The sequence below is a fragment of the Achromobacter pestifer genome (genome assembly GCF_902859625.1).
In the GTDB taxonomy this organism is placed as follows: domain Bacteria; phylum Pseudomonadota; class Gammaproteobacteria; order Burkholderiales; family Burkholderiaceae_B; genus Achromobacter; species Achromobacter pestifer.
The window spans coordinates 181,718-205,507 of sequence record NZ_CADIJX010000004.1; the positions used below are offsets into that span (position 1 = coordinate 181,718).

Genomic DNA, 23,790 nt, shown 5'->3' on the forward strand with positions numbered 1-23,790 from the left:
ATGAGTAACCAAGACAAAGCCGCCGATTCACGCCAGCGATGCGATGCACACTTGCGCGCCGTGGCGGATCACCCGCTTGGGCAGATCGCCGCCGATCCAGTAGCCCAGTTCCGAGGGGTGCGCGACGTCCCAGGCCACGAAGTCCGCCATCTTGTCGGCCGCCAGCACGCCGTGCGTGGCCTGCAAACCCAAGGCGCGCGCCGCATGCACCGTCACCCCCGCCAGCGCCTCTTCGGGCGTCATCTTGAACAGCGTGCAAGCCATGCTCAGCATCAGCCGCAAGGACAGCACGGGCGACGTGCCGGGATTCAGGTCGCTGGAGATCGCGATGGGCACGCCATGACGACGCAACAGGTTCAACGGTGGCAACTGGGTTTCACGCAAGGCGTAGAACGCCCCCGGCAGCAACACCGCGACGGTGCCGGCTTCGGCCATGGCCACCACATCGCTTTCCGTCAGATATTCAAGGTGGTCCGCCGACAAGGCGCCGTAGCGCGCCGCCAAGGTGGCGCCATGCAGCGAAGACAATTGCTCGGCGTGCAACTTGACGGGCAGGTCCAGGTGCTTCGCGGCCTTGAACACGCGCTCGACCTGTTCAGGCGAAAACGCCAGATGCTCGCAGAACGCATCGACCGCATCGACCAGGCCTTCCGCCGCCAGCACGGGCAGCATGCGCCGCGCCACCTCATCGATGTAGTCATCGGAACGCCCCGCGTACTCCGGCGGCAAGGCGTGCGCCGCCAGGCAAGTGGCCTGCACGGTCAGCGGCAATGTTTGGCCCAGACGCCGGGCAACCCGCAGCATCTTGCGTTCGTTGGGCAAGTCCAGGCCGTACCCGGATTTGACCTCAAGCGTGGTGACGCCGTCGCCAAGCAGATGCAGGGCCCGCTGGCGGGCGCTGGCGTACAGCTCGTCCTCGGAGGCGGCGCGCGTGGCGCGCACGGTGCTGGCGATGCCACCGCCTTGCGCCGCGATGGTGGCGTAGTCCACGCCTTGCAAGCGCTGTTCAAACTCCAGGCTGCGATTGCCGCCGAACACCAGGTGCGTGTGGCAATCGATCAATCCGGGCGTCACCCAGGCGCCGCCCAGGTCATGCACATGCGCGGCATCAACCGGCGGCAAATCCGCCTCGGGGCCGACCCATTCGATGCGATCCGCGCGTGTCACGATGGCGGCCCGCTCGATCGTGCCATACGTGCCATCCGCCATCGTCGCGGCATGGCAATTGCGCCAGACCTGTCTCATACCCATTCTCCTAAAAGCTGGCGTCGCGCCCGTCGATCCGAACCCAGCCGCCGCCGCGTGATTCAATCCGACCCCTGCGTCACCGGCACTGTCACGCCGCCGGCGGGACGGTTGGGATGCACCCACATACGATAGGCCACGCACAGCAACGCGATCCACACCACTCCCACCGCCAACGCGGCCTGCGTCCGGGGGAAATAGCCCAGCACCCCAAACACGAACAGCATGAAGACAATTGCCGCGATCGGCCCCGCCGGCCAGAACGGCACCGGAAATTTCAGCGCCCTGACCTCTTCCGCGCTCATCTTGCGCCGCATCGCCACTTGCGACAACAGGATCATCAACCAGACCCATACCGTGGCGAAGGTGGCAATCGAGGCGATCAACAGGAACACGCCTTCGGGAATCAGATAGTTCAGCAACACGCCCAGCAGCAGCGCCACCGACATCACCACGACGGTCATCCACGGCACGCCGTTCTTGGACACCGAGCCAAAACCGCGCGGCGCCTGGCCTTGTTGCGCCATGCCAAACAGCATGCGGCCCGCACCGAAGATATCGCTGTTGATCGCCGACACGGCCGCGGAAATCACCACGACATTCAAGATGTTCGCGGCCGAACTGATACCCAGGCTGGAAAAGATCTGCACGAACGGACTGCCTTGGCTGCCAATCTGCGTCCACGGGAAGATCGACATCAGCACGAACAACGTCAACACGTAGAACAGCAGGATGCGCAGGGGCACCGCATTGATGGCGCGCGGGATCGTGCGGCCGGGATCTTTCGCCTCGCCCGCGGTGATGCCGATGATCTCGATGCCACCGAACGCAAACACCACCACCGCCAGCGACGCGATCAACCCGCCCACGCCGTTGGGCATGAAGCCGCCGTGTTCCCATAGGTTGTGCACGCCGGTGGCCGCGCTATCCGCGTTCAATCCAAAGCCGAACAGCATGATGCCCAGTCCGCCCGCGATCATCGCGATGATCGCACCCACCTTCAACAAGGACAGCCAGAATTCCAGTTCGCCAAACACCTTGACGGAACACAGGTTGATCGCACCGATGAAGCACACGATCGACAGCACCCAGATCCAGCGCGGCACATCGGGATACCACAAACCCATGTACAGCCCGAACGCGGTGATGTCGGCCAGACAGACGATGATCATCTCGAAAGCGTACGTCCAGCCCGTCAGAAATCCGGCCACCGGCCCCAGATAGCTGGTGGCGTACTGGCCGAATGAACCCGACACCGGGTTATGCACGGCCATTTCCCCCAAGGCGCGCATCACCATGTAGACGGCCGCGCCGGCAATCAGATAGGCAAGCAGCACCGAAGGGCCCGCTTCCTGAATGGCCTTGGCGGACCCATAGAACAGTCCGGTCCCGATCGCGGACCCCAACGCCATGAAGCGGATGTGCCGCGCGTTGAGTCCTCGTTTCAGGTCCTGCGTGGGGGATTGAGATTCGGCCTGCATGTTGTCTCCGTGTTGGTTTTGTATAGGCGAGCACCATCAATCGGCCCGCGCGCGCCGTCTCTGGGCGCTGTCACGGGACGAGCCGCGATGACGGCCCCCCGGATAGAGGGCCGTGCATCGAACTTACAGACTGGGCAACAGCCCTGCGGGGATCAGGCTGTTCAGGACTTGCGCTGAAATCAGGCCGCTAGCGGCGGCAATGTCGGGCGCGAAGAAGCGGTCTTCTTCGTAGTGCGGCACTTGCTCGCGCAGGGCGCGGCGCGCTTGCTCAAGCTGGGGCGACGTCTTCAGGCCTTCGCGGAAATCCAGGCCTTGGCATGCACCCAGCCATTCAATCGCCAGGATGTCGCGCACGTTCTCCGCCATGGCCCAAAGCCGCTTGCCGGCGTTGGGCGCCATCGACACATGGTCTTCCTGGTTGGCGGAGGTCGGCATGCTGTCGACGCTGGCGGGGTGCGCCAACGCCTTGTTGTCGCTGGCCAGCGCCGCAGCCGTCACCTGGGCGATCATGAATCCTGAATTCACGCCGCCCTTGGCGACCAGGAAAGGCGGCAACTGGGACATGTGCTTGTCCATCATCAGCGCGATGCGGCGCTCGGATAGCGCGCCGATCTCGGCCAGCGCCAACGCCAGGTTGTCCGCCACCATCGCCACCGGCTCGGCGTGGAAGTTCCCGCCCGAGATCACGTCGCCCTGCGCCACGAACACCAGCGGGTTGTCCGACACGGCGTTGGATTCGATCTGCAACACCTGCGCCGCATGCCGGATCTGCGACAGGCAGGCACCCATCACCTGGGGTTGGCAGCGCAGGGAATAGGGGTCCTGGACTTTTTCGCAGTCCGCGTGCGAATGGCCGACCTCGCTATCGTTGCCCAGCAGTTCACGGTACACCGCCGCCACGGCAATCTGCCCCGGCTGGCCGCGCGCGGCATGGATGCGCGCGTCGAACGGCACGCGCGACCCCAGCATTGCTTCCACGCTGAGGCTGCCGCACACCAGCCCGGCAGCCATCATGTCTTCGGCTTCAAACAGGCCGCGCAAGGCATAGGCGGTGGATACCTGGGTGCCGTTCAACAGCGCCAGCCCTTCCTTGGCGGCCAGCGTCAGCGGCACCAGCCCGGCGCGCGCCAGCGCCTCTTGCGCGGGCAACCATTCCCCCTGGTAACGGGCGCGGCTCTCACCCAGCAATACCATCGACATATGCGCCAGCGGGGCCAAATCGCCCGAGGCGCCCACCGATCCCTTCAGCGGGATATGCGGATAGACGCCCGCGTTCACCAGCGCAATCAGGCTGTCGATCACGTGGCGGCGAATACCGGAGTAACCACGCGCCAGGCTATTGATCTTCAACACCATGATCAGGCGGACCATGGCATCGTCCAGCGGTTCGCCCACGCCTGCGGCATGCGAACGCACCAGAGCGCTTTGCAGCGCCTCAAGGTCTTCACGCGCGATCTTGGTGGAAGCCAACAAGCCAAAACCCGTATTGATGCCGTAGACCGTGCGGCCTTCCGCGATAAGGCGCTCGACCGTGGCCACGCTGGCATCAATGGCGTCCGCCGCGCCGGGGTCCAGCGTCACGCGCACCGGTTCCTGGTACACGCGCCGCAGATCCGACAGCGTCAAATGCCCGGGTTTCAAATGCAAATCCATTCTGGGTCTCCTGTGCCGGTTGCCGGCATCATGCAATGTCGTTGTCACGCCGGCCGTTGCGCCGGATCATGTAGGGGGAGCCGCGCGCCGCGACGCGCGAACAGGTAATAGAGAATGCTGGGGACGATCAAGCCGATGATCCACGAGATATCCACCCCACCCAGGCGCTCTACCATCGGCCCGGTGTAGAGCTTGGTCGAGATGAAAGGCATCTGCACCAACACGCCGAACGCATACACCAGGATGCCCGGCAGGTTCCAGCGGCCGTAGCGGCCGTCGGGGTCCGACAGCGCTGCCACGTCGTAGCGGCCCCGGCTGACAAAGTAGTAGTCCACCAGGTTCACCGCGCTCCAGGGCACGAAGAACGCCAGCAAGAACAGAATGAACGACTTGAACGCATTCAAGAAGGAATGCTGACCCACCAGCGCCACCGCGGTTGCCGCGGCCACGATCAGCACCACGGCCACGGCACGTTGCCGGTGCGTGATCTGGACCTGGCCACGAAAGCCGCTGATGATCGTGGCGATGCACATGAAGCTGCCGTAGGAGTTCAAGGTGGAGATCGTGATCTTGCCGAATGCAACGCTGAAATACAGCAGCGCCGCCATCGTGCCCGTGCCGCCCAGGCCCACGATGTAGGCGACTTCACGGCCCGAGAACTGACCCGCAGCCATGGCGGCGGCCAACACGCCCAGCACCATCGCGATCTGCGCGCCCACCACCGACCCCAGCCCAACCGCCAGGAACGTCTTCACCGACGAGGTGGAGCTAGGCAGATATCGCGAATAGTCCGCCACATAGGGGCCATATGCGATCTGCCACGAGGCCGCCAGCGATACCGCCAGCAGGAACGAACTCCAGCTGAAATGCCGGATTTGCAATAACTGAACCACGTCGCCCACCGCGATCACGCGGCTGAACAGGTAGACGAAGGCGATCACGCCAAGCACCGTGGCCACCCGCCCGATGATGTGGATCACCCGGTAGCCAAACAAGGTGGCGGCGATGATCACCGCCGCGAACATCAGGATGCCGACGGTATCGCTGACGCCAAACAACTGGCCCAGCGCCTGGCCCGACAGGACCGTGCCCGTGGCGGTGAAGCCCAGATACATCAGGCACACCAGCACGATGGGAATCGCCGCCCCATACACGCCGAACTGCACGCGGCTTGAGATCATCTGCGGCAAACCCAGCTTGGGCCCTTGCGCCGCGTGCAGCGCCATCACCCCGCCGCCAAGCACCTGTCCGATGAACAGGCCGATCAAGGACCAGAACACGTCACCGCCCAACACCACCGCCAGCGCACCGGTGACGATCGCGGTGATCTGTAGATTGGCGCCCATCCATAGCGTGAACTGGCTGTAGAGCTTGCCATGCCGTTCGGATTCGGGGATGAAATCAATGGACCGCCGCTCGATCAGCGGTGCTGGCACTGCTTCACTATCCTGAGCCATCGCTTTGCCTCGTGGAGGACGTAGGGGACCTGCCTTTCGGGTTGTGGTCCCCACGCGGGGTTATGGTTGCACGCCTGCCGAATGGCGGGCTTAACGCTTGCCGGTCACCATGGGCAGATTCAGCCCCTGTTCCTTCGCGCATTCGATCGCGATGTCGTAGCCGGCGTCCGCATGCCGCATGACGCCCGTGCCCGGATCGTTGGTCAGGACGCGGGCGATCCGCTCGGCGGCGTCGTCCGTGCCGTCACACACGATGACCATGCCGGAATGCTGCGAGAAGCCCATGCCCACGCCGCCGCCGTGATGCAGCGATACCCACGTCGCGCCGCTGGCGGTATTCAGCAAGGCGTTCAACAGCGGCCAATCGGACACGGCGTCAGAGCCGTCTCGCATGGATTCGGTTTCGCGGTTGGGACTGGCGACCGATCCGGAATCCAGGTGATCGCGGCCGATGACGATGGGCGCCGACAGTTCGCCGGAACGAACCATTTCGTTGAACGCCAGGCCCAGCTTGGCGCGCTGGCCCAAGCCCACCCAGCAGATGCGGGCAGGCAGACCCTGGAAGTTGATGCGTTCGCGCGCCATACTCAACCAATGGTGCAGGTGCGCGTCATCGGGAATCAGTTCCTTGACCTTGGCGTCAGTCTTGTAGATGTCTTGCGGATCACCCGACAGCGCGGCCCAGCGGAACGGCCCCACGCCACGGCAGAACAGCGGCCGGATGTACGCGGGCACGAAGCCGGGAAAGTCGAAGGCATCCGCCACGCCTTCTTCCTTGGCCATCTGACGGATGTTGTTGCCGTAGTCGAAGGTGGGAATTCCCTGACGCTGGAAGTCCAGCATGGCTTGCACATGCACGGCCATTGATTGCTTGGCGGCCTTGATGACAGCTGCCGGCTCGCGCTTGGCGCGTGCGCGGTAGTCCTGCCAGGTCCAGCCCAGCGGCAGATAGCCGTTCAGCGGATCGTGCGCGCTGGTCTGGTCGGTGACCATGTCGGGGCGCACGCCACGGCGCACCAATTCAGGCAGGATCTCGGCGGCATTGGCGCACAAGGCGATGGAGACGGCGCGGCCTTCCTTCGTGTATTTGGCGATGCGCGCCAGCGCGTCGTCCAGGTTGTCGGCCTGTTCGTCCACGTAGCGGGTGCGCAGGCGGAAGTCGATGCTGGTCTGCTGGCATTCGATGTTCAGCGAGCAGGCGCCGGCCAGCGTGGCGGCCAGCGGTTGCGCACCGCCCATGCCGCCCAGGCCCGCGGTAAGCACCCAGCGTCCCGCAAGATTGCCGCCGTAATGTTGGCGGCCAGCTTCGACGAAGGTTTCGTAGGTGCCCTGCACGATGCCCTGGCTGCCGATGTAGATCCAGCTACCGGCGGTCATCTGGCCATACATGGCCAGGCCCTTGGCGTCCAGTTCGTTGAAGTGTTCCCAGGTGGCCCAGTGCGGCACCAGGTTCGAGTTGGCGATCAGCACGCGCGGTGCGTTGGCATGCGTCTTGAACACGCCCACCGGCTTGCCCGATTGCACCAGCAGCGTTTCGTCGTCGTTCAATTCCTTGAGCGACTCGACGATCTTGTCATAGCAGTCCCAGTCGCGAGCGGCACGGCCGATGCCGCCGTACACCACCAATTCCTTGGGGTTCTCGGCGACGTCCGGGTCCAGGTTGTTCATCAGCATGCGCAAGGGGGCTTCGGTCAGCCAGCTCTTGGCCGTCAGTTGATTGCCGCGCGGAGCGCGGATGACGACATCGCGGTATCGGTTCGATTGGTCCAAGAGACTCTCCTTGATCAGTTCAGCTGCGCGCCCATCGCATGCGCGCCGGTTGCCTGAATCATAGGATGCCTATGCTTGTATATACAAGATGATAAGACCGATATTTGGATCAGGGATTTCCCGTATGCGCCACACATCAAAAAAGAAGCCGCTCAAGGCGGCCATGGGAAGAATCAAGCGGTGCGCGGCACCAGTTCGATCACGCAAGCATCCAAGGGATCCGGACTGTCCAGGCGATACTCGGCCAGGCCCTCCGGCGCCTCGATATGCAGGCAGTCGTAGCGCGCAGGCAGCGCGTGCGCCGCACCATTCACGCGCACCGACAGCGTCTGGCCCGCATTCAGCACCAGCACCGTCTGCGCGGCGCTATGAAAGGTCCAGGGACCCGTTCCCCCCACCCATTGCAGGCGGGCGTGATAGCGGGCGGGTGCGTAGATCAGGTTGAAATCGCGGATCGGGCCGCCCGGCAGGCGGCAGTGCACCTGCGCGTCCCCCGAAAATGCGTAGGCCTGACGCGACGTCAGCGGTGGGTGGTCGCGCCCATCCACGGTCAGCTGGATGCCCTGGCCTTCCAGCACGCTGATGATGCGCTGATACCCCGTGAAGGCCGAAAACCCGCCGTCCTGCGCCACGTCGGCGATGGACAAGCGCCAGTCGAAGACGGCCGTGCCGCTGGCGGGATGGCACGCCACTTCCTGCGTGGTGCCGCCGCCGTTGCGCCACGGCATGCGCGGATAGTCGGCAGCACGATAGAGGCGGACTTCGGGTGCCGTCATGATGTGAACTTGCCTTCCAGACGATGCCGCGACCCGGGATGAATCAACCGCGCCAAGGTAACGGCACGGTCGCCGGACCAGGTGCGGCGGCTGATCAGCAGACAGGGTTCTTCGCGGTCGATCTGTAGCAGCTGGCATTCGCGCGGCTTGGCAAGAATGGCTTCGACGACGTGCTCGCCTTCGCTCAACGGCGCCACGCGCGTCAGGTATTCATAGGGGGTGTGTTGCGTGAAGTCCTGCTTCAGATAGTCCGGCGCCAGGCTCACATTCACATAGCGGTCTTCCAGCTGGATCGGCACGTCGTCCTCGTAGTGGACGATGACCGAGTGATAGACCGGTTGCCCCGCGCGGATCTCCAGCGCCTGCGCCTGCTCGGCGCCGGCGGGCTCTTCGGCCAAACGCACCACGCGGCTATGGTGGCGGTGGTTGCGCGCCGCGATTTCATCAGCGATATTGTTGACGGCGAACAGCGCCGAGCGCGCCTTGGGCTGGGCCACGAACGTGCCTACGCCCTGCATGCGCACCAGCAGCCCTTCCGATGTCAGTTCACGCAGCGCGCGGTTGATCGTCATGCGGCTGAACCCGAGCTCTTCGACCAGTTCGCTTTCCGAGGGCACCCGGTAATGCGCCGGCCACGCGCCGCTGCGGATCTGCTGCGCGATCATCTGTTTGACCTGCGCGTAAAGCGGGGCGGGCAGGGCATTGGCCGGGACGGGCAATCTGGGAGGGGAAGAAGCCACGAAGAATCCTGTTGTGCGCCGCAAGGCGGTGGAAGGCAATCAGAATGAAGTATAGACAGGTACAGATGTCTTTCGCAGCACAAGACCGCATTGGACGAACGCCGTCAGATTTTCTATACTCCCCCCCTGTATCGTTTCGGAGTCCGCCATGCCGCACTCGCCGGAAGAGAAAAAGCGCGTTGTCACCCGCCTGCGCCGTATCCAGGGCCAAGCGCTAGCATTGGAACGCGCGGTAAACGTGGGTACCGAGTGCGGTGCGCTGTTGCAGCAACTGGCTGCCCTGCGCGGCGCCGCCACCGGCCTGATGGCCGAGGTGCTTGAAAGCCATCTCCGGGAAACGTTCCTGCAATCCGCCCAGGGCAGCCCGCCAGACGCTGGAATCGACACGGCAGCCGAAGTCGATCAGCTGATGCGCATCGTCCGTTCCTATTTGAAGTAACCCGCCCGACATTCGTGGAGTAACGCTATGAAATCACGCGCAGCAGTCGCATTCGGACCCGGCAAGCCGCTGGAAATCGTTGAAATCGACGTCGCGCCCCCGCAGCGCGGCGAGGTACTGGTGCAGATCACCCACACCGGTGTCTGCCACACCGACGCCTTCACGCTCAGCGGCGATGACCCTGAAGGTCTGTTCCCCGCCGTGCTGGGCCACGAAGGCGCCGGCATCGTGGTCGAAGTGGGCGAAGGCGTGACCTCGCTGAAACCGGGCGATCACGTCATCCCGCTGTACACGGCGGAATGCCGCGAATGCAAGTTCTGCCTGTCCGGCAAGACCAATCTGTGCCAGAAGGTGCGCGCCACCCAAGGCAAGGGCGTCATGCCCGACGGCACCTCGCGCTTCAGCTATGAAGGCAAGCCGCTGTACCACTACATGGGTTGTTCCACGTTCAGCGAATACTCCGTCGTCAATGAGATCTCGCTGGCCAAGATCAACCCGGCCGCCCCGCACGAAAAGGTCTGCCTGCTGGGTTGCGGCGTGACGACCGGCCTGGGCGCCGTGCACAACACGGCCAAGGTCAAGGAAGGCGACACGGTTGCCGTATTCGGACTGGGCGGCATCGGCCTTGCCGTGATTCAAGGTGCGGTGCAGGCCAAGGCCGGCCGCATCATCGCCGTCGACACCAACCCGAACAAGTTCGTCCTGGCCAGCGCCATGGGCGCCACCGACTGCATCAACCCCAAGGACCATGACAAGCCCATCCAGGACGTCATCGTCGAACTGACCGATGGCGGCGTGGACTTCTCGTTCGAGTGCATCGGCAATGTGCACGTGATGCGTGCCGCGCTGGAATGCTGCCACAAGGGTTGGGGCGAAAGCATCATCATCGGCGTGGCCGGCGCCGGCCAGGAAATCAGCACGCGCCCGTTCCAGCTGGTCACGGGCCGCGTCTGGCGCGGTTCGGCCTTCGGCGGCGTCAAGGGCCGCACGCAACTGCCGGGCATGGTGGAAGACGCCATGAGCGGCAAGATCGACCTGGACCCGTTCGTGACGCACACGCTGCCGCTGGAACGCATCAACGAAGCCTTCGACCTGATGCATGAGGGCAAGTCGATCCGCACCGTGATCCACTTCTAAGTCCGTTTCCCGCAGTATCCAGCGGGTCCGGCGCAGCATGCGCCGGACCCGCTTTTCATGACATGGACAAGACAGCGCCGCGCGCTTTCATGACACCACTGTCATTCATCTTCACGTCATCTTCCGCCGCAACCATTCGCCTTCGCATAACGAGGGATCACACGAATGATTACGTGGAAGAGGAATGCGGGCGCGGCGATGCTGAGCGCCCTGTTGCTGGCCGGTTGCGGCGGCAACGACGACGATGACGATGCGTCCAACAATCCAGCGCCGGAACAGCCCGCGCCAGAGCAACCCGCGGCCAGCCGGCCGATGGAACTGACGATCCTGCACATCAACGATCATCACTCCAATCTGGACAGCAAGAAAAAAGACCTGAAACTCAAGAACGCCGCCGGCACATCAGTGGCGGTGAACGTGGACGTTGGCGGTTTCCCGCGCGTGACCGGCGCCTTCAGCGCGTTGTCGGCGCAGTCGGCCAACGTGCTGAAACTGCACGCGGGCGATGCCAACACCGGCACGCTGTACTTCAACCGCGCTGGCGAAGCCGGCGAGGCTGACGCGGCCATGATGAACACGGTTTGCTTTGACGCGATGACGCTCGGCAACCATGAATTCGACAAGGGCGACAGCGGCCTGAAGCGCTTCATCGACCTGCTGCATGCCGGCACGTGCCAAACACCCTTGCTCAGCGCAAACGTCACCTTTGCCGCCGCCTCGGCGTTGAACCCGTCGCGCGCACCCGGCCTGGTCAAGCCTTCCATCGTGCTGCAACGCGACGGGCAGCCCATCGGCATCGTCGGCCTGACGATCGCCAACAAGACGCAACAATCCTCCAGCCCCGACGCCGGTACGCTGTTCTCCGACGAGACGTCCGCCGCGCAGGCGCAGATCGACGAACTGCGCGCCAAGGGCGTGAACAAGATCGTCGTCATGAGTCATATCGGCTATGACTACGACAAGCAGATCATCCCCAACCTGAGCGGCGTTGACGTGGTGGTGGGAGGGGATTCCCACACGCTGCTGGGCCCGGATTCGATGGTCGCCTATGGTGTGGGATCGCCGGCCGGCGCCTACCCGACCGTGCTCCAGAACAAGGAAGGCAAGCGCGTGTGCCTGGTGCAGGCCTGGGAATATTCGCAGGTGGTGGGCGAGCTCAAGGTCAGCTTTGACGCCAATGGCGATGTGACGGCCTGCGCCGGTACGCCGCACGTGCTGATGGGCGATTCGTTCACGGTGGCCGGTGCCGCTCCCGCGCCTGCGGACAAGGCCGCCATCCTGGCCGATGTGGCCGCCAGCGGTTTCCTGCGCATTCAGCAACCCGACGCCCAAGCCACGACGGTGCTGCAACCCTTCAAGGCCCGCGTCGACACCTTCAGCGCCAGCCAGGTTGCGTCGGTGCCGCAAGAGCTTTGCTCGCGCCGCGTGCCCGGCGGCCCCGGCTCACGCGATTACAGCCGCTCCAGCGCGGCTTGCAACACGCTGGGCAGCGTCAGCCTGCGCGGCGGCGACATCCAGCAACTGGTGGCGCAAGCCTATCTGGACGTGGCCAACGCCAGCTATGGCGGCGCGGACATCTCGCTGCAAAGCGGCGGCGGCGTGCGCGTGCCCTTGCTGGGCAACGTCACGGCGGCCAATGTGATCGAGGTGGTTCCGTTCGGCAACATGCTCTGGCGCCTGGAAATCACGGGCGCCGAAGTCAAGAGCATGCTGGAAGACGGCATGCAGGCGGTCTACGGCCCGGGGGGTTCCACGGGTCCGTACCCCTACGCCGGCGGATTGCGCTGGGACGTCAATGCCGCGCAAGCCCAAGGCAACCGCGTGACGAACATAGAAGTGCGGGACGCCACCAGCGGCAATTGGCTGCCGCTGGACGCCGCGCGCACGTACAAGCTGTTCGTCCTGAGCTTCAACGCCACCGGCGGCGACGGCTACAAGACCTTGGCCAACGTGCCGGCCGCGCGTCGGCAGGATATCGGCGTGCTGGATGCGGACGTGCTGCAAGCCTACATCGACAAGCAGGCCAAGGACGCGGTCTCCGGCCTGCCGGTGTTGAACCTGCTGCCCGTCAGCCTGTACAGCACCAAGACCTACAGCGAGTGAACGAAGCGACCCTGCCGCGCTTTGGCGGCAGGGTCTTTATTGCATGAACAGGACGGCCCTGGGGCGGGCGCGATGGCGATGGCACCGGCGGATCAGGACGTCAGTCTCCACTGCCTGCCAGGCCCAATGCGACCTTCCAGGTAGACCTGTTCCGTCTGGCCGACGAACTGCGCCAGCGAAAACTCCCGCAGCGCGGTATGGCGCGCTTCCGCACCCATCTGCGCCACGACGCTGCGGTTCTTCAGCATATCGGATACCGCCTTCAGCACGCCGCTCACCGAGCCGGGCGGCACCACCCAGCCATCCCGGCCGTCGGTGACGTTCTCGGTCAAGCCGCCCATCTTGCTGACGATGACCGGCTTGCCCGCCGCCATCATCTCGCGGCACGCAAACGAGATCGTCTCCAGGCGCGACGACAGCACGAAGCCCACGTCCAGGGCGGCCAGGAACGGGCGGACGTCTTCCAGCAAGCCGGTAAACACCACTTGATCCGTCATGCCAAGATCTTCCACCCGCTGGCGTTGCGCGTCATCGGGCTCCTTGCCAGCGATCAAGATCACGACCTGATCGCGCTGATGGTCAGGAAGCAAAGAAACGGCGGTCACCATGTCCAGCCAGTTCTTGTAGCTGGCGGTACCCGCGTTGCTACCAATCACAAACCGCCCTCGCAGGCCTTCAGGCAGCAGGGTGGCGCGCGCCGCGCGCCCGTCCTGGATGCCGGCGGGCCGATATTGCAAGGTATCGACGCCGTTATGCACCACCCGCAGGTCTTCATCGCGAAACACGGAATCCTTCATGCGCCGGAAGGTATGGCCGCAAACGCAGATGACGCGGTTCGTGCCCCATTTGGCGCGCATGCGCACGCCCAGGCTATTGGCGCTGCGGTCGGTGTGCTGGGTGTAGACGATGAACGGGCGCTTGGCGCCCATGCCCAGCGTGGCCAACATGCACAAGCGATGATCGGCGGACCCGTTCACATGGATCACGTCGAAATGCTCCCTGCGCAACAGCGCACGCAGGCGGCGCAATGCGCCCAGCTGCTGAAACGGGCGGCCCTTGAATTCCAGGTCGATCGAATGCACGCCGGGCAAGGCATCCGCCTCGGCCAGCAAGCGGCTGCCGCGCGGCGCGGCGACCGTGATCTGGGCACGTTGACGCAGCATGCGCGCCAACGACATGACATAGGTGGTGTGGCCACCGCCGTCGCCCTGATGAAAGTTGGTGTAGAGAATCTTCATGATGTCAGGCCCGAGAGCAGATGCGGAGAAGGCGGAGACTCCGCTTGATTGAGCAAACAGCTCCAGTGGCGCTTTTCAAACACGTCATCGCCCAGGCGGCTGCCCGGCGACAAGTTGTAGACCTTGACGCCACGCGCGCTCAGCAGCCGGCTGGCTTGCCGGAACGCGGGTTCAATATGGCTTGCGAATTGGCGGTCCAGCGCAGTGGGAAGCTGCGCATCCGCACTTTCGTAGAAACGGGGTCCGGCGGTGGCCGTCAGGTCCAGTCCGTGCAGGTACAGCGTGCGGGCCCCCATCCAGGTCAGCAGCTGCAACGCGGTATAGGCAACGGTGCCTCCGCCAAACAGACCGCGCGCGGGGTTCAGGCTGAAGCCGTGCGCGTGCTGCGGATTGCGGGCGTCGAACAGCACCAGCTCGGCGTCCCCCGCCAACTGCGCCTCAAGCTCTTCAGCACGTGCCCGTGCCTGCAAGGCGCGCTGATGCACCTCTTCAAACAGCACCAGACGGCAACGGATGTCCTGCGCGGCAAACAGGAAGGCGATCCAGCGATACACCTCGGGGGTGACGAACAGCAGCAGATCCTGCGACAGCACTTCGGCCACCAGGTCGCGCCGACGCTTGACGAAGCCGGCATCCAGCATCGCGTAATAGTCAAAGCGCAGCGAAGGGTGCTGGCGTTGCAGCGCGATCGATCCGTTGACACCCATGACGGCGCCAAGCCGGCATTGCGCGTAATCGATTTGCGCGACCGACGGGCCACTCAGGATCAGGTGCGCGTCGCCATTGATGTGGCGTGGAACGTCGTCCATCGGCAAGGTGCGCGGACCCGTGACCCCCAGGAGATCGCAGCCCACCAGTCGCTCATCGCCATCCCGCCGTACTTTCACCAACGGCCACAGCGTCTCGTTATGCCGATAGGCTCCGGCGCGTGTATAGCGGTAAAAGTATCGGAAGCCCTTGGTCAAAGGGCGTGAGCAAAGCAAGCGGGGAACAAGGGCAACACGGGTCATGAACGGTGCCGTTGAAAGCACGGCGAAACCTTATGAGCGGCCGATTCTACGCAGGCAAACTGGGCAAATGCGCGTCCGAAACATTTGAGATGTAACAGCTTTGAGAGCCATCGTTCGCTCCCCAATTTCTCACATTTCAGCGCCCCGGAACCTCACATCCCACATACCGGAATGGGTGCTGGCCGCACACCTGAAACCGCACCATTTCCGTGCATGCTTACCGGGCACCACGCACCAAGACGCCGGGCGCGCAGGCCGCCACGCCCGTACCTTCCATTACGTTTTGAGCCAAAGCGAAAGGGCCTTGAACGTAATTTCAGCGCGGGCACGGCACTGGCGGACTATGCGGCGTGACGCGCGCACATCAGGCTCAATATTTCAAACATGATCTGCGCGCCCGCGTGCGCCGTGTTCGCCGTGGCGTCATAGGCTGGCGCCACTTCCACCAAATCACCGCCGATGATGTTGATGCCGGCCAGGCCACGCAGCATCGCCTGCGCTTCCCGAACCGTCACGCCGCCAACCTCTGGCGTGCCCGTGCCCGGCGCGAATGCCGGGTCCAGGCAATCGATGTCGAACGAGACGTACACGGGCGAGTCGCCCACGATCTCGCGGGCGCGGGCGATGATGGCGGCCACACCCATGTCGGCGATGTCCTCGGCATGGATCACCGTCATGCCGGATTCATACGAGAACTCCCACAAGTATTCCGCGGCGCCGCGAATGCCGATCTGGATGGTCCGGGTCGGGTCCAGCACGCCGTCCAGCACCGCTTGCCGGAAGGGGCCGCCGTGATGAAAGCGGCTGCCGTCGAACGGGCCGCCGGTATCGCAATGCGCGTCAAAGTGAATCAGCGCCAGCGGCTGCCGCTTTCCCAATGCCCGCAGGATCGGCAACGTGACGGAATGGTCGCCGCCGGCCGACAAGGGAATCACGCCGGCCGCCTGGATCTTCTCGTAGGCATGCTGGATGTCCTGGTGCGATTGTTCCAGGCTGAAGCGGCTACGCATCGGCACATCGCCAATATCGGCCACGCGCAATTCGCGGGTGGGCGTGCAGCGCAAGACATGGTTGTATGGTCCGACACGTTCGATCGCGCGCAACGCACGCGGCCCGAAGCGGCAACCGCTGCGGTTGCTTGCGCCAAGATCCATCGGCACGCCCATCAACGCCACCTGTAGATCGCCAAAGTCCGGCGCATTCCAGTCGATCTGGCGTGCCGTCGCGTCCATCAGCGTGGGCATGCCGGCGTAGGGCGCGCTGCGCGTGCCGCTGCCGTCAATGATGTTGGCCGCCACGGCGTTGAAGTGCGGATCGTGGATCGCGGCCTCGTTGTCACCGCCAAAGCGGGCACGCAACGCGGCAAGTCGTTCCGGGGTGTAGCTCATGAGATCTCCTGCGGGGAACATCGGAAAGGAATGCCTGATCAGTGCTTCTTGTGCGAACCTAATCGGCTTCTGGCTGTGGCAGGGCCGTGTCGCGATAGTCCGATGCGCCGGCGCGGCTCATCAGGCTGATCACGACGAAGCTCACTGCGCTTGCCGCCAATGCGGCATAGATCGGCGTGTTGGCCGCCAGGCCGTCCTTCACCATGAAGCCGATCGCGGTAAGGCAGCCCAGCAGCATGCTGGCAATGGCGCCTGCCGTCGTGGCGCGACGCCAGTAGATGGCGCCCAGCAGCGGAATCAGCATGCCGCCAACCAACAGGTTGTAGGCGCTGGTCAACGCGCTGAGCACGTCATCGACAATCAGTGCAATGCTCAGCGCTGCCCCTCCCGCCAAGAGCGTGATCACCCGGTGGACCCGCACATCCGTGAAGGAACGCCCGCCTCGCAACGCAGGCAACAAATCCTCGGCCAGCACGGTCGACGTCGCCAGCATCGCCGCGCTGGCGGTGGACATCATCGCCGCCAGGGCCGCCGCGATCACCAGGCCGCGAATGCCATCGGGCAAGCTGGCCTGCACAATCGCCGCGAACGCATTGTTGACGTTGTCCAGGTCGGGCAGCAGTACCTTCGCCGTCATGCCGATCAGCGCGCCCACAAGCCCATAGACGATGCAGTACAACCCCGCCGCCGTGCCCGCGACCCGGGCCACGCGCTCATTGCGGGCGGTGAACACGCGCTGCCAGATCTCTTGCCCGATCAGAATGCCCAGGAAATAGATCACGAAGTACGTGACGATCGTGCTCCAGCCGATGTTGGCCACATCGAAACTGGCGGCGGGCAAGCGAGCGACAAGCTCATCCCAGCCGCCCACGCGAGCCAGACAGATCGGCAGCAGCACGAACATCAACCCGACCGTCTTGATCACGAACTGCACGATATCGGTCAGTGTCAGCGACCACATGCCGCCAACGGCGGAATACAAGGTCACGACACCGCCGCCCACCAGGATCGCTATCCAGAACGGCAAGCCGAACAGCACCTGCATCACCGTGCCAATGGCAATGACCGAGGTCGCCGCCAGCATCAGCGCGTAGGCCATCATCACCACTGCGCTGACACGCTTGGTGCTGGCGCTGAAGCGGCGCTCCAGCACCTGCGTCACGGTGAAGATGCGCAGCTTCAGCAGGGGTTTCGCCAACACCAGGTTCAGCACGATGATGCCCAGCCCCAACGCCGCGCACAGCCAGAAGCCCGAGATGCCGTACACATAGCCCAGGCGCACCGTGCCTACCGTGCTGGCACCGCCCAGCACCGTGGCTGCCATCGTGCCCATGTACAAACCCGGCCCCAGGTTGCGCCCGGCGACCAGGAAGTCCTCGTGCGTCTTCGCCCGCCGCATGCCGTACCACCCCAGCAGCAGCATGCCCGCCATGTAAACCACGACCACGCCTATGTCCAAGATCATGTCCAGGGCCTCCTCCTGCCCTTCGCCTGATAAACAACGAACTGAATAGAAGTTATTGACTTGTGCTTTGCATCCGCACTGTCTTTATGCGTTTGACGGAGACTCCGCACGCCTGTTTTCATCAGCCTGCCAGCCTTGTGGATAATAGGAATGACGGCATTTCCAATCCATATCTAGTTCGGCTTACAAACATCGATATGGATCGATGTTTTATAGGTGCTAACCCTATGCTCTCCCATGTTTCCGATCTTGATCTGCGGTTGATCCGCGTGTTCCTGTCCATCGTCGATGCGGGCGGCGTATCGGCTGCCCAGGACATGCTGGGCGTTGGGCAATCCACCATCAGCAGCCAACTGGCCACGCTGGAAACCCGGCTGGACTTCAAGCTGTGCGAACGTGGCCGGGGCGGCTTCCGTCTGACAGCCAAGGGCAAGCGCTTCGAGAAGCTGGCGCGCGGCGCGCTGGCATCGCTGAATGCTTTCAGCGCCGAAGCGCGCAACATGCACCGGCAGTTGGTGGGAGATCTGACGCTAGGTCTGATCGGCAACGCCACGATGACGCACAACGTGCGCATCGGGCATGCCATCGAACGCTTCAGGCAGCGCGATGAAGCGGTGCGGCTGTCGGTGCTGATCCGCAGCCCCCGCGAACTTGAAGAGCTGTTGCTGAAAGACGAAATGCAGGTCGCCGTGGGTTACTTCCTGCACCGCGTTCCCATGCTGGACTACACGCCGCTATTCCAGGAACGGCAGGTGGCCTACTGCGGCGCGTCGCACCCGCTGGCACGACGGGCAGGCCACGTGTCGGTGGAAGACGTCGCGGAAGCGGACTGGACGTGGCGCACCTACCCGCTTCCCGAGGCATCGCTCACGGGACGCCCCAAACGCATCACGTCCCAGGCCGACAACATGGAAGCCGCCGCCATGCTGATTCTGTCGGGCGCGCACCTGGGCTATTTGCCCGAGCACTATGCGGCGCCCTACGTGGCGGCGGGCCTGCTGCACCCCCTGAACGCCGCGATCTTCCACTATGACGTCGACATCAGCATGGTGGCCAAGAAGCGGCCGTATCTGGACGACATCACCGTTGCCTTCCTGGAAGATATCCGTGCCGCGCTGGGCATCACCCCCTAGGCTGGGCGCGCTGCGTCAGGCGGCATCGCGGGGCCACAACACCGGAAACAGCGGATGCTCCAGCGGTGCCCCTGCCGGCAAGACATCGGCCAAGCCTGGAAACTCGGGCGAGGTGCGCCACTGGCGCGGGGCATGCCGCATGTCTTCGCCCAGGAAGCGCAGCGAAAATGCGCGCCGACGCCGGTTGCCGCCCACGCCCCCGGCGGCGTGCAGGGTCAGCATGTGGAAGAACACCGCATCGCCGGGTTGCAATTCCCATCCCCGGATGGTCCACGCCGAACGATCTGCTTCGATATCCGGCAGGTCCGCCAGACTGCCCTCGGGGAACCAGCGCGCCTGGTTATCCAGGAACGTGCGTGGCATCAGCCAGGGTCCAAGATGCGATCCCGCCACAAACTCCAGCGTGGAGGCGCGGTCCACTGGGTCCACCGGCATCCACATGCTGCAATTCTGACGGCCTTCAACGTTGTAATAGGGCTGATCCTGATGCCACGGCGTGGGCTGGCGCGTGTTGGGCTCTTTTACCAGCAGATGGTCGTGATACAGGCGCGCGCTGGAACACCCCATCAATTGCGCGGCCACCGACCCGACGCGACTGTCGAAGATGAAACGACGATAGTCGTCGTTCTCGGTCCAGTTGCAGAAATCCTCGAAGAACCAGCCGGGATCGTCCGCAGCGCTGGCGACCTTGGCACGCGGACTGGGAACCGCCAGGTTGGATTCGATGCCGCGCGTCAACAGCGCAACCTCGTCAGGCGTGAACAGCTGACGCACGCAGATGGCGCCTTCTTGCTGGAAGGCCTGGATCGTCAAGGCGGGAAGCTTGAATTCATGATGATTGGACAACATGGGTTCCTCCTGAAGAATCATGGGGATTGGGAGACCACCGGAGCGCCGCCGGGGCGATTCGGCCGCACCCACAACCAGTACGCCACGGTCAGCACGGCCAGCCAGCCGGCGCCGACGTATAACGCCAGGCGGGTGTCCGGAAACACGCCCAGCACGACAAAGATGAACAACATGAAGACAATCGCGAAGATCTGCCCCCAAGGCCAGAACGGTACGGGGAAATGCAATGCGGCGGCCCCTTGGCGGCCTAGCTCGCGGCGCATGGCGACCTGCGACAACAAGATCATCAGCCACACCCACACAACCGAAAACGTCACCATTGACGCGAAGGTCATGAATAGCTTGTCAGGCAGCAGGTAGTTCAACACGACGCCGCCCAACAAGGCCACGCCCATCACCAATACCGTCATCCACGGCACGCCAAAGCGTGACAGCCGCGAGAACACCATCGGCGCCTGACCGTTGGCGGCCATGCCGTACAACATGCGTCCGGTGGAAAAGATGTCGCTGTTGATGGCGGAGACGATGGCGGATATCACCACCAGGTTCAGCACCGAGGCCGCAGACCCCAGCCCCAGTGAGCTGAAAATCTGCACAAAGGGACTGCTGTCGCCATTGATGCCGGGCCACGGGAAGATGGCCATCAGGACCGTCAAGGTCAACACATAGAACAACAGGATGCGCAACGGCACTGAATTGATGGCTTTCGGGATCATGCGCTGGGGGTCACGGGCCTCGCCCGCCGTCATGCCAATGACTTCGATGCCGCCGAACGCGAACATCACCACCGAGAACGACGCGATCGTGCCGTGCACGCCATTCGGGAAAAAGCCGCCATGCCGCCAAAGGTTGGAGAACCCGGCGCCGCCCAATGCCGTGGCGCCGCCCGGCTGAATCCCCGCCAGCAGCACGCCCAGGCCCGCCGCGATCATGGCGACGATGGCCACGACCTTCAACAGCGACAACCAGAATTCAAGTTCGCCGAATACCCGCACCGAACACAGGTTCAAGCCACCGATCACCAGCACGATGCCCAGCACCCAGATCCAACGTGGCGTGTCCGGGAACCAGAAGCTCATGTACAGGCCGAACACGGTGACGTCGGCCAGGCACACCATCAGCATGGAGAATGCGTAGCTCCAGCCGGTCAGAAAGCCAAGGTAGGGTCCCAGATAGCGGGTGGCGTAATGGCCGAACGACCCAGAAACCGGCGTTCTGACCGCCATTTCGCCCAAGGCGCGCATGGTCAGGAAGATAGCGGCCCCGCCGATCAGATAGGCGAGCAACACCGATGGCCCCGCGCGTTGAATCGCGCTGGCAGACCCATAGAACAGCCCGGTGCCGATGGCCGACCCCAACGCCATGAAACGAATATGCCGCGCATTCAAGCCGCGCCGCAGGTGCGAACCATCCTGGTTCATAGGTATCCCCGTTTATCGTTGTTGTGTACTGACGTGCATTCCAGTGCGATGGCCCCATCGGGCTATCGGGATCTTCGCCCAACCCGACCCGGAAAGAAGATCAATGGCACGCAAATCAGACACTTCTGATATCGTTGCCCAATCCCCTTGGCTTTTCCGCGACTGCCCGATGAACGCCCTCCGCCCCGATTCCCCCGCCTTGCAGGACGCCATCGCTGATGCCATCAGCACGGCGACACGCGGCGCGGGCCGCGTGAACATCCTGATCGCCGGCAAAACGGGGGTGGGCAAGAGCACGCTGATCAATGCCGTGTTCCGGGGCGAACTGGCCAAGACCGGGGCGGGCAAGCCCGTCACCCAGTCCACGCAGGCCTACACCAAGCCCGGCCACCCGCTCACCATCATCGATACGCGCGGCCTGGAAGTAAGCGACTACGCGCGGTCGCGCCAGCAACTGGCCGACCTGATCCTGGAACGTTCCGCTTCCGATGACCAGGAGAAGCATCTACACGTGGCGTGGCTCTGCATTCAGGACAGCAGCCATCGCGTTGAAGACGCCGAGATCGAGCTATGCGACATGCTGGCCAACGCCGGCATCCCCGTGGTGGCGGTACTGACCAAGGCGCGCAAGAACAGCCCCTTCGTCGATGAGGCGCGCAAGCTGCTGCCGCGCGCCAAAGACGTGGTGGCGGTGCGGGCGCTGCCGGAATGGATTGAAGAGCTGGACGCCGAACTGCCGCCGATGGGGCTGGATGCCCTGATCGAGGTCACGGCCGAGTACATCCCCGAGGCGCAACAGCGCGCCTACGCCAACGCGCTGTCCACGCGCAACAAGAAAGCCCTGGAAGTAAAAAAAAAGCGGGCTGAGATCGAGGTGAACGTGGCTGCCGGCCTGGCGGCCTCCGCCGCCGCCGCCCCCATCCCGTTCTCGGATGCCTTTGCACTGGTGCCCATCCAGGTGGGCATGATCGCCAAGATCGGCATCACTTTCGGCATGGAGCTGGACACCACCGCGATCACCACCCTGGTCACGTCCACGCTGGGCGCGTCCGCCGCCACGTTGATCGGCCGTTCCGTCGTGTCGGGCATGTTGAAGTTCATCCCGGGCGCGGGCAGCGCGATAGGCGGCACCATTGCCGCCACCACCGCTGGCGCCATCACCAAACTGCTGGGCAACGCCTACGTGGCGGTGCTGTACGACTTCTGTCAGAAGAACCCAGGCAAGGACATCGATATCGGGATGATCGCGCAGGCCTTGAAACAGCGCGTGAAGCTGTAGGACGCGACGGCGTTCAGAACGCCTTGGCCAACGCGGCGAAGAAGGCGTCGTCGTTGATCTCGACCCGTTTCTTGAAGCTGGGCTTGCCGCGCGCGCTCAGCACCACGGCCACCAGCTTGTGCGCCGGATTGATGTGGATGAACTGGCCATAGATGCCTTCAGCCTGGAAGGCGCCCGCCAGGGCGGGATCTTTCAGTTCCGGCACCCACCACATATAGCCGTAGGGAATCTCGGTGTCGCCAATGCGATAGGGTGAACCCGCCTGCGCCACCCAGTCGTCCGGCAACAGGCGTTCGCCGTCCAATTGTCCGCCTTCCAGCACGAATTGCCCGAACCGCGCGTAGTCCCGCAGTGTCGCGTTCATGCCGCTGCCCGAGATCGTCATGCCGCCGGTGCTCTCCGACCACCAGGTGGCGTCGGATTCCATGCCGATGCGCGACCACAGCCGCGATTGCAAGTAGGCAGCCAGCCGCTGGCCAGTCGCACCTTCCATCACCGCGCTCAGCAAATACGATTCGCCCGTGTTGTAGGCCCAAGCCTGGCCGGCGGGTTGCCGCGCCGGCAACTGCTTCATGAAGTCGCGAATGCCGCCCGCCTGCCAGCGGGTCTGGATGTCCAGCAACTGGCGACGCTCGGATGCCGGATCGCCATAATCTTCGTTCCAGCGCACGCCTGAACACATGCGCAGCATCTGGCGCAACGAAACCTCGCGGTATACGCCGCCCAGATCCGCATAGTCGGTCACCGGATCATCTAGCGAATCGATCAGGCCTTCCTTCAGCGCCACGCCCACCAGCGTGGCCGCCACCGACTTGGCCAAGGAACACGAGTTCCAGCGCGTTTCGGGCACGATGCCGCGCTGGTAGGTCTCGAAGGCCACTTGCCCGTCCTTCAGCACCAGCAGGCCGGCCACGCCATTGGTCGCCAGGTAGTCATACAGGTCAAAGACACGTCCTTGATCTTCAATGCGCAACGTGGGCAGCCCGTCAGGGCGCAGGGGCAGATCACGCACCCGCTGGCCACGCGCCACGGTGTCGGACGCGAACCAACCTGGGTCTTGGGCCAAGGCCAGGGTGAGTTCGTCGGGAAGCAGGGTGCCGTCGTAGAACCGCATCAGGTGCGTCTTCAGGGCGGGGGTCATGGGCATGGCAGGTTCCGGATGTGAATACGTGTAGCGTAGGGGCGGATGGCAGGCGAGACGCAAGG

General features: G+C 63.9%; 19 protein-coding genes. 5 read left to right on the forward strand and 14 right to left on the reverse strand.

Annotated features, from left to right (window positions below):
* Nucleotides 1-27 precede the first annotated feature (27 nt).
* The 7 genes from hutI to hutC all read right to left on the reverse strand — a co-directional run bounded on the left by hutI (nucleotide 28) and on the right by hutC (nucleotide 9,122).
* Nucleotides 28-1,245, reverse strand: a complete 1,218-nt coding sequence (gene hutI / locus HV753_RS16680; RefSeq protein ID WP_175175619.1) for an imidazolonepropionase — start codon at nucleotides 1,243-1,245, stop codon at nucleotides 28-30.
* A 62-nt stretch (nucleotides 1,246-1,307) separates the two neighbouring features.
* Nucleotides 1,308-2,726, reverse strand: a complete 1,419-nt coding sequence (locus HV753_RS16685; protein ID WP_175175620.1) for an amino acid permease — start codon at nucleotides 2,724-2,726, stop codon at nucleotides 1,308-1,310.
* Between the two features lie 123 nt (nucleotides 2,727-2,849).
* Nucleotides 2,850-4,379, reverse strand: coding sequence for a histidine ammonia-lyase (hutH, locus tag HV753_RS16690; RefSeq protein ID WP_175175621.1), 1,530 nt, complete (start codon nucleotides 4,377-4,379; stop codon nucleotides 2,850-2,852).
* Nucleotides 4,380-4,423: 44 nt separating this feature from the next.
* Nucleotides 4,424-5,836 (reverse strand): purine-cytosine permease family protein, encoded by a 1,413-nt coding sequence (locus HV753_RS16695; protein WP_175175622.1) that lies wholly within the window; start codon nucleotides 5,834-5,836, stop codon nucleotides 4,424-4,426.
* 90 nt (nucleotides 5,837-5,926) lie between these two features.
* A complete protein-coding gene (gene hutU, locus HV753_RS16700; protein WP_175175623.1) occupies nucleotides 5,927-7,606 on the reverse strand; it encodes a urocanate hydratase in 1,680 nt (559 codons plus the stop codon).
* A gap of 173 nt (nucleotides 7,607-7,779) precedes the next feature.
* Nucleotides 7,780-8,382 (reverse strand): HutD/Ves family protein, encoded by a 603-nt coding sequence (locus HV753_RS16705; RefSeq protein ID WP_175175624.1) that lies wholly within the window; start codon nucleotides 8,380-8,382, stop codon nucleotides 7,780-7,782.
* A complete protein-coding gene (gene hutC / locus HV753_RS16710; protein ID WP_175175625.1) occupies nucleotides 8,379-9,122 on the reverse strand; it encodes a histidine utilization transcriptional repressor HutC in 744 nt (247 codons plus the stop codon). Before hutC ends, HV753_RS16705 begins: the two co-directional genes overlap by 4 nt.
* Nucleotides 9,123-9,270: 148 nt before the next feature.
* Here hutC and HV753_RS16715 point away from each other — a divergent pair, with 148 nt between their 5' ends.
* From HV753_RS16715 to HV753_RS16725, 3 genes are all read left to right on the forward strand, one after another.
* On the forward strand, nucleotides 9,271-9,561 hold the full coding sequence (locus tag HV753_RS16715) for a metal-sensing transcriptional repressor (RefSeq protein ID WP_175175626.1): 291 nt from the start codon (nucleotides 9,271-9,273) through the stop codon (nucleotides 9,559-9,561).
* Nucleotides 9,562-9,588: 27 nt separating this feature from the next.
* Complete coding sequence (locus HV753_RS16720; RefSeq protein ID WP_006226777.1) at nucleotides 9,589-10,698, forward strand: S-(hydroxymethyl)glutathione dehydrogenase/class III alcohol dehydrogenase; 1,110 nt, start codon at nucleotides 9,589-9,591, stop codon at nucleotides 10,696-10,698.
* Between the two features lie 165 nt (nucleotides 10,699-10,863).
* Nucleotides 10,864-12,801, forward strand: coding sequence for a bifunctional metallophosphatase/5'-nucleotidase (locus HV753_RS16725; RefSeq protein ID WP_175175627.1), 1,938 nt, complete (start codon nucleotides 10,864-10,866; stop codon nucleotides 12,799-12,801).
* Between the two features lie 92 nt (nucleotides 12,802-12,893).
* Here HV753_RS16725 and HV753_RS16730 read toward each other — a convergent pair whose 3' ends face one another.
* The 4 genes from HV753_RS16730 to HV753_RS16745 form a co-directional block, all read right to left on the reverse strand.
* Nucleotides 12,894-14,039 carry a glycosyltransferase gene (locus HV753_RS16730; RefSeq protein ID WP_175175628.1) on the reverse strand — a complete coding sequence of 382 codons (1,146 nt, stop codon included), beginning with the start codon at nucleotides 14,037-14,039 and terminating at the stop codon, nucleotides 12,894-12,896.
* Nucleotides 14,036-14,893, reverse strand: coding sequence for a hypothetical protein (locus HV753_RS16735; RefSeq protein WP_246288298.1), 858 nt, complete (start codon nucleotides 14,891-14,893; stop codon nucleotides 14,036-14,038). Before HV753_RS16735 ends, HV753_RS16730 begins: the two co-directional genes overlap by 4 nt.
* 497 nt (nucleotides 14,894-15,390) lie before the next feature.
* Nucleotides 15,391-16,437: an agmatinase gene (gene speB / locus HV753_RS16740; RefSeq protein ID WP_175175630.1), complete on the reverse strand. Its 1,047-nt coding sequence runs from the start codon at nucleotides 16,435-16,437 to the stop codon at nucleotides 15,391-15,393.
* A 58-nt stretch (nucleotides 16,438-16,495) separates the two neighbouring features.
* Nucleotides 16,496-17,902 (reverse strand): sodium:solute symporter family protein, encoded by a 1,407-nt coding sequence (locus HV753_RS16745; protein ID WP_175175631.1) that lies wholly within the window; start codon nucleotides 17,900-17,902, stop codon nucleotides 16,496-16,498.
* Between the two features lie 227 nt (nucleotides 17,903-18,129).
* Between HV753_RS16745 and HV753_RS16750 the strand changes: the two genes are divergently transcribed.
* Nucleotides 18,130-19,035 carry a LysR family transcriptional regulator gene (locus tag HV753_RS16750; RefSeq protein ID WP_175175632.1) on the forward strand — a complete coding sequence of 302 codons (906 nt, stop codon included), beginning with the start codon at nucleotides 18,130-18,132 and terminating at the stop codon, nucleotides 19,033-19,035.
* A 15-nt stretch (nucleotides 19,036-19,050) separates the two neighbouring features.
* On the opposite strand, the gene HV753_RS16755 is transcribed toward HV753_RS16750, so the two are convergent.
* Entirely contained in the window at nucleotides 19,051-19,884 is an 834-nt protein-coding gene (locus HV753_RS16755) for a phytanoyl-CoA dioxygenase family protein (protein ID WP_175175633.1), read from the reverse strand.
* Nucleotides 19,885-19,901: 17 nt separating this feature from the next.
* Entirely contained in the window at nucleotides 19,902-21,305 is a 1,404-nt protein-coding gene (locus HV753_RS16760) for an amino acid permease (protein WP_175175634.1), read from the reverse strand.
* 169 nt (nucleotides 21,306-21,474) lie between these two features.
* On the opposite strand from HV753_RS16760, the gene HV753_RS16765 reads away from it, so the two are divergent.
* Nucleotides 21,475-22,584, forward strand: coding sequence for a YcjF family protein (locus HV753_RS16765; RefSeq protein WP_175175635.1), 1,110 nt, complete (start codon nucleotides 21,475-21,477; stop codon nucleotides 22,582-22,584).
* A gap of 13 nt (nucleotides 22,585-22,597) precedes the next feature.
* Here the strand turns inward: HV753_RS16765 and HV753_RS16770 are convergent, their stop codons facing one another.
* Entirely contained in the window at nucleotides 22,598-23,731 is a 1,134-nt protein-coding gene (locus HV753_RS16770) for a serine hydrolase domain-containing protein (protein WP_175175636.1), read from the reverse strand.
* Nucleotides 23,732-23,790 lie beyond the last annotated feature (59 nt).